The sequence below is a fragment of the Lacimonas salitolerans genome (assembly GCF_042677865.1).
Classification (GTDB): Bacteria; Pseudomonadota; Alphaproteobacteria; order Rhodobacterales; family Rhodobacteraceae; genus Lutimaribacter; species Lutimaribacter salitolerans.
On sequence record NZ_JBHUDD010000026.1, the window covers coordinates 1 to 12151 of the forward strand.

The following is a 12151-nucleotide window of genomic DNA, read 5'->3' on the forward strand; positions in this document are numbered from 1 at the left end:
GGTGACTAGGGCCTGTGGACATTCAGGATTTCCAACTTGCCTGATTTCTGATTCAAGCTTCCAAAATGGAGGTTTGAATGAACGAAGAGCGGTTTGTGTTGACAGATGAGGTCTGGGTCCGCCTTGCGCCACACTGCCCTGGCAAGCAGGGCGATGCAGGTGCGACAGGCAAGGACAATCGTCTGTTTCTTGAAGCAGTTCTATGGCGTGTGCGGACTGGGTTACCGTGGCGTGACCTGCCTGCTGGTTTCGGCAACTGGAACAGCGTTTTTCGACGGTTTCGCAGATGGGCTGAGAGTGAGGTATTCGAAAGAATTTTCAAGGAAATCAGCGACACTCCCGATTTCGAGTACGCAATGATCGATGGCACGATCGTTCAGGTTCACCAGAAGGCGAGCGGCGCAAAAGGGGGACTCAAAATCAAGCCATCGGGCGCTCGCGTGGCGGATTGACCACCAAGATCGTTGCTTTGGTCGACGCGCTCGGAAACCTGGCCAACTTCGTTCTCCTGCCCGGCCAGGCGCACGACATGAAGGGCGTCGAACCGCTCATCGATGGCGTTGCCTTCGGTGCTCTCTTGGGCGACAAGGCGTTCGACGCCGATTGGCTTCTCACAGCACTCGATGCGCGCGGTGCCACCGCCATCATCCCACCGAAAGCGAACCGCAAGTGCCTGCGCGATTACGATAAACACGCCTACAAGTGGCGGCATTTGATCGAGAATTTCTTTGCAAAGATCAAGGAATTCAGAGCCATAGCGACCCGCTACGAAAAGACAGCGTCAAGCTACGCAGCCAACTGGCATCTCGCGGCTGCCATCATCGCTTCACGATAAATGTCCACAGGCCCTAGCCGATTTTACCCGCATCCGGCGCAAAATCGGCGCAAATCGGCGCAAGTGGTTAACTCCGGCCACTCTTGCCCCCGCGCCTGCGATTGCGTAGGGCAAGGGCGCAGGACTCGCGCGACAGGAGAGCACGCCTTTGACCAGATCGATGACCGCCTTTGCCGCCGCCAAGGGGGGGCATGGCCCGCACGGCTGGGCCTGGGAAATGCGCAGCGTGAACGCCAAGGGGCTGGACCTGCGCCTGCGCGTGCCCGACTGGATCGACGGGCTGGAAACCGCGCTGCGCGCGCGCTTGGGCAAGGCGCTGGCGCGCGGATCGGTCAGCGTGGGCCTGCGGATCATGCGCGACGAGGGCGAGGCGGTGCAGACGGTCAACGCCGCGGCACTTGATGCCGCTTTGAACGCGTTGGCGCAGGTCGAGATGCGGGCGGCGGAACAGGGCGTGCCCCTGGCGCCCTCGCGCGCGGCTGACATCCTGAGCCTGCGCGGCGTGCTGGAAATGTCCACGGTCGAGGACGAGGCCACCGCCCTGCGCAAGCTGCTGCTGGCGGATTTCGAGCCTGTGCTGGCGTCCTTCGTGCAGATGCGTGCGGCCGAGGGCGCGGCGCTGAACGCCGTTCTGGGCGACCAACTGGACCAGATCGCGCGGCTGACCGAGGCGGCGGCCGATGTCACCGCGGCGCGGCGCGAGGACATGGCGACGGCGCTGCGTGCGTCATTGGCGCGGGTGATGGCTCATGCCGACGGGGCTGACCCCGACCGCGTGGCGCAGGAACTGGCGATGATCGCCGTGAAATCCGACGTGACCGAGGAAATCGACCGCCTGCGCGCGCATGTCAGTGCCGCGCGCGAGCTGCTGAGCAGCGACGGCCCGATCGGGCGCAAGCTGGATTTCCTGATGCAGGAGTTCAACCGCGAAGCCAACACCCTGTGCTCCAAGTCACAGAACACCGACCTCACGCGCATCGGGCTGGATCTGAAAACGGTGATCGACCAGATGCGCGAACAGGTTCAGAACGTGGAGTGACCCCATGAGCACACAACGCCGCGGCCTGCTGATCATCCTGTCCTCGCCCTCGGGCGCGGGCAAATCCACCCTGTCGCGGCGGTTGCTGGGCTGGGATCCGAGCCTTGAGTTCTCGGTCTCGGCCACAACCCGCCCGGCCCGCACCGGCGAGGTGGACGGGATCGACTATCGCTTTCTGACCGAAGAGGCGTTCAAGCGCGAGGTGAACCGCGACGGGATGCTGGAGCATGCCCATGTGTTCGGCAACTTCTACGGCAGCCCGCGCGTGCCCGTCGAACAGGCGATCGACGCGGGGCGCGATGTGGTGTTCGACATCGACTGGCAGGGCGCGCAGCAGATCGTGAATTCGGCCCTCGGGCGGCACACGCTGTCGATCTTCCTGCTGCCGCCCTCGATTGCCGAACTGCGGCGGCGGCTGATCAGCCGGGGGCAGGACGCCCCCGAGGTGATCGCGCGGCGGATGCAGAAAAGCTGGGACGAGATCAGCCATTGGGGCAGCTATGATTACGTGCTGGTCAACGATGATCTGGACCGCACGTTCACCGACCTGACCACGATCGTCACCGCGACGCGGCTGAAGCGGCTGCAACAGCCCGGGCTGGTGGACCATGTGCGCAGGCTGCAACAGGAATTCGAGGAGGTGGAGTGAGATGACGATCTATGCGCTGGACGGGGTCGCCCCCGAGATTGCCGAAGACACCTGGGTTGCGCCCGATGCCAACGTGATCGGCCGCGTGGTGCTGGAACCCGGGGCCGCCATCTGGTTCGGGGCCACCCTGCGGGGCGACAACGAGGAGATACGCATCGGGACCGGCAGCAACGTGCAGGAAAACGTGGTGATGCACACCGACATGGGCTTTCCGCTGGTGATCAGCGCGGGCTGCACCATCGGCCACAAGGCGATGCTGCACGGCTGCACCATCGGCGAAAACAGCCTGATCGGCATGGGCGCGACCGTGCTGAACGGGGCCAAGGTGGGCCGCAACTGCCTGATTGGGGCGGGTGCGCTGATCACCGAAGGCAAGGAGATCCCCGACGGCAGCCTGGTGATGGGCGCCCCCGGCAAGGTGGTGCGGCAGCTGGACGAGGCCGCGATCGCCGCGCTGCGCGCCAGTGCGCTGCATTATCAGGACAACATGCGCCGGTTCCGGGACGGGCTGATCGAGGTGTGACCTGATCGGGCGCGCTGACGCGCGCGCTTTGTCAGCCGGAAATTTTCCCCCGGAAAATTGCAGGCGGTTGCCTTCGGCGAGAGTTTACTTTGCAAGATGAAGACAGGACCGCCGCGCCGACAAGGGCCGGCGTCAGGGAGAGACGGGAATGACCAAGGACAAACGCACGCTGATCCGGCCCGAGGGCCTGCCCCCAACGGCAAGCTGGCCGGTGGTGACGCCGATCATGCCGTCGGTGGTTTATGCGTCCGAGACGCCCGACGCGCTGGATGCGCAATACGAGGGGCGTGTGGCGGGCTATACCTATGCGCGCGAGGGGCATCCGAATGCCGATGTGCTGGCGCGGCGCATCGATGCGATGGAAGGGGCCAGTGGCGGCACCGTCATGGGGTCGGGCATGGCGGCGGTGACGGCGGTGATGCTGGGGCTGCTGAAGGCGGGCGATCACGTGGTCGGCGGCGATCAGCTTTACGGTCGGTCGCTGCGGCTGATGACGCAGGACCTGCCGCGCATGGGAATCACCACCACGCTGGCCGATCCGACGGATGCGCAGGCGATGGCGGCGGCGATCCGGCCCGAGACCCGGATGATCCTGATCGAACTGGTGTCGAACCCCACGCTGCGGGTGGCGGACTTGGCCGGGATCGCGCAGGTGGCAAGGGACAGGGGCGTGCTGCTGGTGGTGGACAACACGTTCACCACGCCGCGCGCGTTCCGCCCGTTCGAGCATGGGGCCGATATCGTGATCCATTCCGTGACCAAGCTGCTGGCGGGGCATTCCGATGTCACCCTGGGCTATGCCGTGGCGCGCGATGCGGCGCTGCAAAAGGCGATCTATGATTTCGCGGTGACAACCGGCATGACCGCCAGCCCGTTCGATTGCTGGCTGGCCGAGCGGGGGCTGGCCACGTTCGACCTGCGCTTTGACCGGGCCGAGGCCAATGCCGCGCATCTGGCCGATCATCTGGCCGGTCTGAAGGGTGTGAAGCGCGTGCTCTATCCGCTGCGCGCCGATCACCCGGATTCGTCGCGCGCGCGGGCCATTCTGGGCAATCGCGGCTGCAACATGATGTCATTCGAACTGGAGGGCGGGCGCGCAGCCGCCAATGCCTTTGCCGCGGCCGCCGAAGGGATCGCCTTTGCACCGACGCTGGGGGATGTGGGCACGACCCTGTCGCATCCGGCCTCAAGCTCGCACCGGGCGCTGACGTCCGAGGGGCGGGAGGCGCTGGGGATCGGCGAGGGGTTCTTTCGCGTGTCGGTCGGGTTGGAAGAGCCCGGCGCGCTGTGCGACCTGTTTGCGCACGCTGCGCAGGCCTCGCAGGGATGACGGACGCGGGCCAGATCGTGGCCGCCGTGCCCCATGCCACGCTGCTGGTATCGGCGGACGACCGCATCCTGGCCGCCAATGCCATGTGCACACCGCTGTTTGGCGAAGGGATCGCCGGGCGGCATCTGATCACCGTGATCCGCCAGCCCTCGGTTCTGGATGCGATCGAGGGCTGCCGGCACAGCCGGGCTGCGCAGGACACGCGGTACCTGACCAATGACGGGCGGCAGGATGTGACCTACAAGGTCAGTTGCGCGCATCTGGATCTGGTCGGGCTGACCGGGGTTCTGGCGGTGTTCGAGGATGTGACCCATCTGGAACAGGTGGGCCAGATGCGGCGCGATTTCGTGGCCAATGTCAGCCACGAGCTGCGCACGCCGCTGACGGCGCTGCTAGGGTTCATCGAGACCTTGCAGGGCCCGGCGCGCGAGGATGCGGCTGCGCGCGACAGGTTCCTTGGCATCATGGCGCGCGAAGCCGACCGGATGAACCGGCTGGTGCGCGATCTGCTGTCGCTGAGCCATGTCGAGGCACAGGAGCGGATGCGCCCTGGCGACATGGTCGATCTGGTCGACCTGCTGCGCGCCACGCAGCGCTCGCTGGCGCAGATGGCGGAAAAGAACGCGGTGACGTTCGACGAGGACTTGCCCGCGGGGCAGGTGCGGGTGCCCGGGGATGCCGACCAGTTGCGGCAGGTGTTCACCAACCTGATCGAGAACGCGATCAAGTACGGCGGGCATGGCTGTACCGTTGGGCTGAGCCTGGATGGCCCGGCCGAGGGACTGGGCCTGCGCGGCGCGGCGGTGCGTGTGACGGTGGCCGACAGCGGGCCGGGGATCGACCCGCTGCATATCCCGCGCCTGACCGAGCGGTTCTACCGCGTGGACAGCCACCGTTCGCGCGAGATGGGGGGCACCGGGCTGGGGCTGGCGATCGTCAAGCACATCATCAACCGTCATCGCGGCCGCATGCGCATCGACAGCGCGCCAGGAGAGGGCAGCCGGTTTTCGGTCATACTGCCGACACGCTGAGCGTGTATCGTCACAGTCGAGGCGATTTTTGCACTGACCTATGGTCAAGCGGTGCTTTCGCCCTCAGTCTGGTGGGACGGATGCGCAACGCGGGAGGCAGGCCTATGAACGAAGGCAAGGATCATATCATGTCGGTCTTTGACCGCGACCTTGAGGCGATCCAGGCCCGGATCCTCAAGATGGGCGGGCTGGTCGAGGCCGCGATCCTTGATGCCGCGCAATCGCTGGAAGAGCGTGACGAGGAACTCGCCGAGACCGTGCGCAAGGGCGATCTGGCCATCGACAAGCTGGAAGAGGCGATCAACGAGGATGCGGCCCGCGTGATCGCGCTGCGCGCGCCCACGGCGGTCGATCTGCGGCTGGTGCTGAGCGTGATGAAGATCTCGGGCAACCTTGAGCGGATCGGGGATTACGCCAAGAACATGGCCAAGCGCACCAGCGTTCTGGTGCAGATGACGCCGATCACCGGGGCCAACACGGCGCTGCGGCGCATGGCGCGCGAGGTGCAGTTGATGCTGAAGGACTCGCTGGACGCCTATATCCAGCGCGATGCCGATCTGGCGCGCGAGGTGATCCTGCGTGATGCGGATGTGGACCAGATGTACAACGCGCTGTTTCGCGAATTCCTGACCTTCATGATGGAAGACCCGCGCAATATCACCGCCTGCATGCACCTGCATTTCATCGCCAAGAACACCGAGCGGATGGGCGATCACGTAACGGCGATCGCCGAGCAGACCGTCTATCTGGTGACCGGCGAGTTGCCCGAGGATATCCGCCCGAAGAACGACGGCACGCTTATGGCGGCGCGCGGCAAGGCCTGAGACGAAGGCAAGCTGCCCTAGCGCGGCAGCGAATCACCATCCTCGGCCTGGGTCGCCATCCAGTCGCGAAACGCGATCAGCGCGGGGCTGGCGGGGCGGGATTTGGGCCAGACAAGGTGATAGGCACCGGCACTTTCGACCGGGCCGCCCCAGACCGGGACAAGCCGCCCGGTGGCCAGATCCTGCTCGGCCAGGTAATCGGGCAGCAGGGCCACGCCAAGCCCGTGCAACGCGGCCTGGGTGATCGTGCTGAACTGGTCATAGACCATGCCGCCCTGACCGCCGCGCCCGCGCGCGCCGATATGGTGACGGGCCAGCCATTCGGCCCAGGCATCCGGGCGGGTCTGGATGTGCAGCAGCGGCAGGCGCAGGATGTCCTGCGCCGATGCCAGCGGGGTCTGCGCCAGCAGCGCAGGCGCGCAGACCGCGACCACGCTTTCGTTGCGCAGTCGCAGGGCGTGGCAGTCGGGTGGCGGGGCGGCACCAAAAAAGATTGCCGCGTCATAGGGTTCCACGTCAAAGTTCACGCGCGACAGGCAGCTTGACAGGTTGACCGTCACGCCCGGATGGCGGCGGGTGAAATCGGGCAGTCGCGGCACCAGCCAGCGCATCCCGAAGGTGGGCAGGATCGCCAGGCTGATCGTGCCCGACCCTTCGGGCGTGGCATGCAGGCGCAACCCGGCCTGCGCGATCTGTTGCAGGGCGGCGCGCACCTCGGCCACGTAATCGCTGGCACCCGGGGTCAGGTGCAGCCGCCGGCCGCTGCGCCGGATCAGGGCGGCGCCCAACTGATCCTCCAGCGCCTGAAGTTGGCGGCTGACCGCACTTTGCGTCAGGCTGAGTTCCTCGGCGGCGGCGGTCACGCTGCCCAGACGGTCCAGCGCCTCGAGCGCGCGCAGCGCGGTCAGCGAGGGCAGATAGCGGCGGGGCGCAAGCATGTATTCCAAAACCTCATGCATTGATGCGGAAAACGCGATATTCTTGGGCAGTGTACCGTGGTATTACAAGGAAAATGCATAATCCCTGCGGATAGGAGAACCGAAATGCTGGATGACAAACCCACACTGCGCGCCAAAGACATGCCCGATCTGGGCCAGTTCGACTGGGAAGACCCGTTTCGCGTCGAGGATCAACTGACCGAAGACGAGCGGATGATCCGCGACAGCGCGCGCGCCTATTGCCAGGAAAAGCTGCAGCCGCGCGTTCTGGAAGCGTTCGAGGACGAAAAGACCGATCCGGCGATCTTTACCGAGATGGGCGAGATGGGCCTGCTGGGCACCACCATCCCAGAGGAATATGGCGGGATCGGCGCGGGCTATGTCAGCTATGGTCTGGTCGCGCGCGAGGTCGAGCGGGTTGATTCGGGCTATCGCAGCATGATGTCGGTGCAATCCAGCCTCGTGATGTACCCGATCTATGCCTATGGCTCGGAAGAGCAGCGGCTGAAATACCTTCCCAAGCTGGCGACAGGCGAATGGATCGGCTGTTTCGGCCTGACCGAACCCGACGCGGGCAGCGATCCGGCGGGCATGAAGACCCGCGCGGTCAAGACCGATGGCGGTTATGTGCTGACCGGCTCCAAGATGTGGATTTCGAACAGCCCGATCGCCGATGTCTTCGTGGTCTGGGCCAAGTCCGAGGCGCATGGCGGCAAGATCCGCGGTTTCATCCTTGAAAAGGGCATGAAGGGTCTGAGCGCGCCGAAGATCGGCAAGAAGATGTCCCTGCGCGCCTCGATCACCGGCGAGATCGTGATGGACAACGTCGAAGTGGGCGAAGACGCGCTGCTGCCGCATGTCGAAGGCCTGAAAGGTCCGTTCGGATGTCTGAACCGCGCGCGCTATGGCATTTCCTGGGGCGTGCTGGGTGCGGCCGAGTTCTGCTGGCATGCCTCGCGGCAGTACGGTCTGGACCGGCACCAGTTCAAGCGCCCGCTGGCGCAGACGCAGCTTTTCCAGAAGAAACTGGCCGACATGCAGACCGAGATTTCGCTGGGCATGCAGGCCTCGCTGCGCGTGGGCCGTCTGATGGACGAGGCCAAGGCCGCGCCCGAGATGATCAGCATCGTCAAGCGCAACAACTGCGGCAAGGCGCTGGATATCGCGCGGATGGCGCGCGACATGCACGGCGGCAACGGCATCAGTCTGGAATTCGGGGTGATCCGGCACATGGTGAACCTTGAAACCGTGAACACCTACGAGGGCGCGCATGATGTGCATGCGCTGATCCTCGGCCGGGCGCAGACGGGGTTGCAGGCGTTCTTTTGATCGCTGAATGATCACTGAATGACTGTCATGAAGGGCCGTCCCGCCGGGGCGGCCCTTTCTGGTGCAGGCCCCCTCCCCACAAGGGGCGAGGCGCTTTGCTGCACCGGATGTCGCGGGATTTCCAACCGATATTTCCCGGTGATGCTCTGGCATGGGGCGGCGCGGGGGCGTATCACGTTCGGGACACAACGAACGGGGGGCAGCATGGATCCGGCAACGCGTGTGCACGAGGCGTTCTTGCGACGGGTAAACGAGGGTGATCTGCCGCCCGTGATCGGACGGGCCGGCGATGCCGGGCTGACGGGCGATGATCTGCTGGCGCTGTACCGCGCGCAGGTGACAGGCCGGCAGTTGGACCGCATGGCGCGGGTGCTGCAATCGCAGGGGCAGGGGTTCTACACCATCGGGTCCTCGGGGCACGAGGGCAACGCCGCCATCGCCCATGCGCTGCGCGTCACCGACCCGGCGTTCCTGCATTACCGCGATGCGGCATTCCAGATCGCGCGCGCGGCACAGGTTCCGGGGCAGGATGCACTGTGGGACATGCTGCTGAGTTTCACGGCATCGCGCGAGGATCCGATCAGCGGCGGGCGGCACAAGGTGCTGGGATCAAAGGCGCTGAACATCCCGCCGCAAACCTCGACCATCGCCAGCCATCTGCCCAAGGCGATGGGTGCGGCCTTTGCAATCGGGATGAGCCGCCGGATGCCGCCCGAGGTGCCGGAATGGCCCAGTGACTCGGTCGTGATGTGTTCTTTCGGCGATGCCTCGCTGAACCATTCGACGGCGCAGGGGGCGCTGAACGCGGCTGGCTGGACCGCCTATCAGGGCACGCCGCTGCCGCTGCTGTTCGTGTGCGAGGACAACGGCATCGGCATCTCGGTCAAGACGCCGAAGAACTGGGTGAGCGACAGCCTTCGCGCGCGGGCAGGCGTGGAGTATTTTACCTGCAACGGGCTGGATATCGTCGATACCTTGCGTGCAGCGACACAGGCTGCCGACTGGGTGCGCAAGCGGCGCAAGCCTGCCGTGCTGCACATAACCTGCGTGCGGCTTTATGGCCATGCGGGCGCGGATGTCGAAGCGTCCTATCGCGCCAAGGACGAGATCGCCGCGCAAGAGGCGGATGATCCGCTGATCCACACCGCCGCGCGGCTGCTGGCCGAGGGGGTGGCGGATGCGGCAGACGTGCTGGGGATCTATACCGAGGTCTGGGAGAATGTGCAGGCGCAGGCCGCCCGCGCGGTGACCCGGCCCAAGCTGCAAACCGCATCTGACGTGGCGGCGGCCCTGATCCCGCCCGCGCGCGATGCGGCCCGCCTGAACGGCCCCACGCCTCAGGATCGCGCGGCGATGATGGGGCCATCGGACCTGCGCGCGCTGGACGAACCGCAGCCGATGAACAAGCTGCTGAACCTCGGGCTGGCGGATCTGATGCTGGCCACGCCGGGGCTGGTGATGGCGGGTGAGGATATCGGCCGCAAGGGCGGCGTCTATGGTATCACCAAGGGGTTGCAGGCGCGGTTCGGCCCGGGGCGGGTGATCGACTCGCTGCTGGACGAGCAATCGATACTGGGACTGGCCATCGGCATGGCGCAGCAGGGGTTTATCCCGATGCCGGAAATCCAGTTCCTGGCCTATCTGCACAATGCCGAGGATCAGCTGCGCGGCGAGGCGGCGACGCTGCCGTTCTTCAGCAACGGGCAGTATGACAACCCGATGGTGCTGCGCATCGCCGGGCTGGGCTATCAGAAGGGCTTTGGCGGGCATTTCCACAACGACAACTCGCTGGCCGTGTTGCGCGACATTCCGGGGATCGTGATCGGCTGCCCCAGCACGGGTGCGGATGCGGTGGCGATGCACCGTGCCGCCGTGCGCATGGCCCGCGAACAGCGGCGCGTGGTGGTGATGGTGGAACCCATCGCGCTCTATCCCATGCGCGATCTACATGGGGCAGGCGATGGCGGCTGGCTGACGCGCTATCCCGAGGCCGGTGTGGAAATCGCGCCCGGTGATCTGGGGGTGCACGGGGAGGGCACCGATCTGGCCATCGTGACCTATGGCAACGGGCATTACCTGTCGCGGCAGGCGCAGGCGCGGCTGGCAGATGACGGCATCGACGCCCGCGTGATCGACCTGCGCTGGCTGGCGCCGCTGGATGCGCGGGCGGTCATGGCTGCGGTGCAGGGCTGCGACCGGGTGCTGATCGTCGATGAATGCCGCCGCACCGGCAGCCAGTCCGAGGCGCTGATGGCGCTGATGGTCGAACAGGGCCGGCCGGACGCGCGCCGCCTCACGGCCGAGGATTGTTTCATCGCCACCGGCCCGGCCTTTGCGGCGACGCTGCCCTCGGCCGACGGGATCGTGGACGCGGCCAAGGGGTTGTGTGCATGAGCGGCAACCTGTGGGCGGCAAGCTGCGCCGAGGATGTGCCCTCGGTCTCGTTGAGCGGCGATCACAGCGCCGATCTGGTGATCATCGGCGGCGGCTTCACCGGCTGTGCTGCGGCGCTGGAGGCGGTGCAGGCAGGCGCAACGGTGATCGTGCTTGAGGCGCAGACCGTGGGCCACGGCGGATCGGGGCGCAATGTCGGGCTGGTCAATGCCGGGCTGTGGCTGCCGCCTGATCAGGTGGAACAGGTGATGGGGCAGGAGGCGGGCGCGCGGCTGAACGCAGCTTTGGCGGATGGGCCGAAACAGGTGTTCGATCTGGTCGAGCGGTTCGGTATCCAGTGCGAGGCCACGCGCACCGGCACGCTGCATTGCGCCCACGCGCCCAAGGGGATGGACGACCTGCGCGAACGCCACCGCCAACAGGCGGCGCGACATGCCCCGGTCAGCCTGCTGGAGGCCGATCCGGCCCGCGCCCGGCTGGGCAGCGAGCGCATTCATGGCGCGCTGCATGATGCGCGGGCGGGCACGGTGCAGCCGATGGGCTATGTCCGCGGTCTGGCGCGGGCGGCCGTGGGTCTGGGCGCGTTGGTGGCCGAAGGCGCGCCCGTGTCGGCGATCCTGCGCGACGGCGATGGGTGGCAGGTGGATTTCAAGGGTGGGCAGGTGCGCGCGGGCGCGCTGCTTCTGGCGACCAACGCCTATCACCAGCCTGCGAAAGGCGCCGATCTGCCGCCGCTGACGCCGGTGCATTTCTTTCAACTGGCCACGGCGCCGCTGTCGTCGAACGTGGCCGGGTCGATCCTGCCGCAGGGCGAGGGGGCGTGGGACACCGGGCTGGTGATGACATCCTATCGCAAGGATGCTGCCGGGCGTCTGATCCTGGGTGCGATGGGTAAACCCGACGCGGTGGGGCTGCACCGGGCCTGGGCACGGCGGGCGATGGCGCGGCTGTTTCCGCAGGTGGGCGATGTGGACCTGACGCATTTCTGGTCGGGGCGCATCGGGATGAGTGCCGACAAGATCCCCAAGGTGCTGCGGATCGCGCCCGGCGGGCTGGCGGTTTTCGGATACTCGGGCCGGGGCATTGCGCCCGGCACCGTGCTGGGCAGGGCCTGCGCGCGCGCCTTGCTGAGCGGGGATGAAAGCGACCTGCCGCTGGCCCCGGTGGACCGGCACGACGAAAGCTGGACGGCGCTGCGGGGGCTGTACTACGAGACCGGCGCGCGGGTGCTGCACGGGTTGGGCGCGCGGTTGTAGCGC

At 66.2% G+C, this 12151-nt stretch carries 10 protein-coding genes and 1 pseudogene; 10 read left to right on the forward strand and 1 reads right to left on the reverse strand.

Translation table 11 applies throughout. The features are described from left to right. Positions 1–77 precede the first annotated feature (77 nt). From ACFTOW_RS02190 to phoU, 7 genes and pseudogenes are all read left to right on the forward strand, one after another. Positions 78–835 (forward strand): annotated as a pseudogene (locus ACFTOW_RS02190) (IS5 family transposase). 148 nt (positions 836–983) lie between these two features. Beyond that, complete coding sequence (locus ACFTOW_RS02195; protein ID WP_379912615.1) at positions 984–1874, forward strand: YicC/YloC family endoribonuclease; 891 nt, start codon at positions 984–986, stop codon at positions 1872–1874. 4 nt (positions 1875–1878) lie between these two features. Continuing rightward, entirely contained in the window at positions 1879–2523 is a 645-nt protein-coding gene (gene gmk / locus ACFTOW_RS02200) for a guanylate kinase (protein ID WP_379912617.1), read from the forward strand. Between the two features lies 1 nt (position 2524). Then, on the forward strand, positions 2525–3046 hold the full coding sequence (locus tag ACFTOW_RS02205) for a gamma carbonic anhydrase family protein (RefSeq protein ID WP_379912619.1): 522 nt from the start codon (positions 2525–2527) through the stop codon (positions 3044–3046). Between the two features lie 148 nt (positions 3047–3194). Continuing rightward, the gene (locus ACFTOW_RS02210) at positions 3195–4376 is read left to right on the forward strand and encodes a trans-sulfuration enzyme family protein (RefSeq protein WP_379912621.1); all 1182 of its coding nucleotides are present in this window, start codon (positions 3195–3197) and stop codon (positions 4374–4376) included. After that, positions 4373–5407, forward strand: a complete 1035-nt coding sequence (locus ACFTOW_RS02215; RefSeq protein ID WP_379912623.1) for an ATP-binding protein — start codon at positions 4373–4375, stop codon at positions 5405–5407. Before ACFTOW_RS02210 ends, ACFTOW_RS02215 begins: the two co-directional genes overlap by 4 nt. Before the next feature lie 104 nt (positions 5408–5511). After that, positions 5512–6231: a phosphate signaling complex protein PhoU gene (gene phoU / locus ACFTOW_RS02220; RefSeq protein ID WP_379912625.1), complete on the forward strand. Its 720-nt coding sequence runs from the start codon at positions 5512–5514 to the stop codon at positions 6229–6231. Between the two features lie 17 nt (positions 6232–6248). Here the strand turns inward: phoU and ACFTOW_RS02225 are convergent, their stop codons facing one another. Then, complete coding sequence (locus ACFTOW_RS02225) at positions 6249–7169, reverse strand: LysR substrate-binding domain-containing protein (protein WP_379912627.1); 921 nt, start codon at positions 7167–7169, stop codon at positions 6249–6251. Between the two features lie 105 nt (positions 7170–7274). Between ACFTOW_RS02225 and ACFTOW_RS02230 the strand changes: the two genes are divergently transcribed. The 3 genes from ACFTOW_RS02230 to ACFTOW_RS02240 all read left to right on the forward strand — a co-directional run bounded on the left by ACFTOW_RS02230 (position 7275) and on the right by ACFTOW_RS02240 (position 12148). Beyond that, positions 7275–8498: an acyl-CoA dehydrogenase gene (locus ACFTOW_RS02230; protein ID WP_379912629.1), complete on the forward strand. Its 1224-nt coding sequence runs from the start codon at positions 7275–7277 to the stop codon at positions 8496–8498. A 204-nt stretch (positions 8499–8702) separates the two neighbouring features. Then, a complete protein-coding gene (locus ACFTOW_RS02235; RefSeq protein WP_379912631.1) occupies positions 8703–10892 on the forward strand; it encodes a dehydrogenase E1 component subunit alpha/beta in 2190 nt (729 codons plus the stop codon). Beyond that, a complete protein-coding gene (locus ACFTOW_RS02240; RefSeq protein WP_379912633.1) occupies positions 10889–12148 on the forward strand; it encodes an NAD(P)/FAD-dependent oxidoreductase in 1260 nt (419 codons plus the stop codon). The genes ACFTOW_RS02235 and ACFTOW_RS02240 overlap by 4 nt, the downstream gene beginning before the upstream one ends. Positions 12149–12151: the final 3 nt, after the last annotated feature.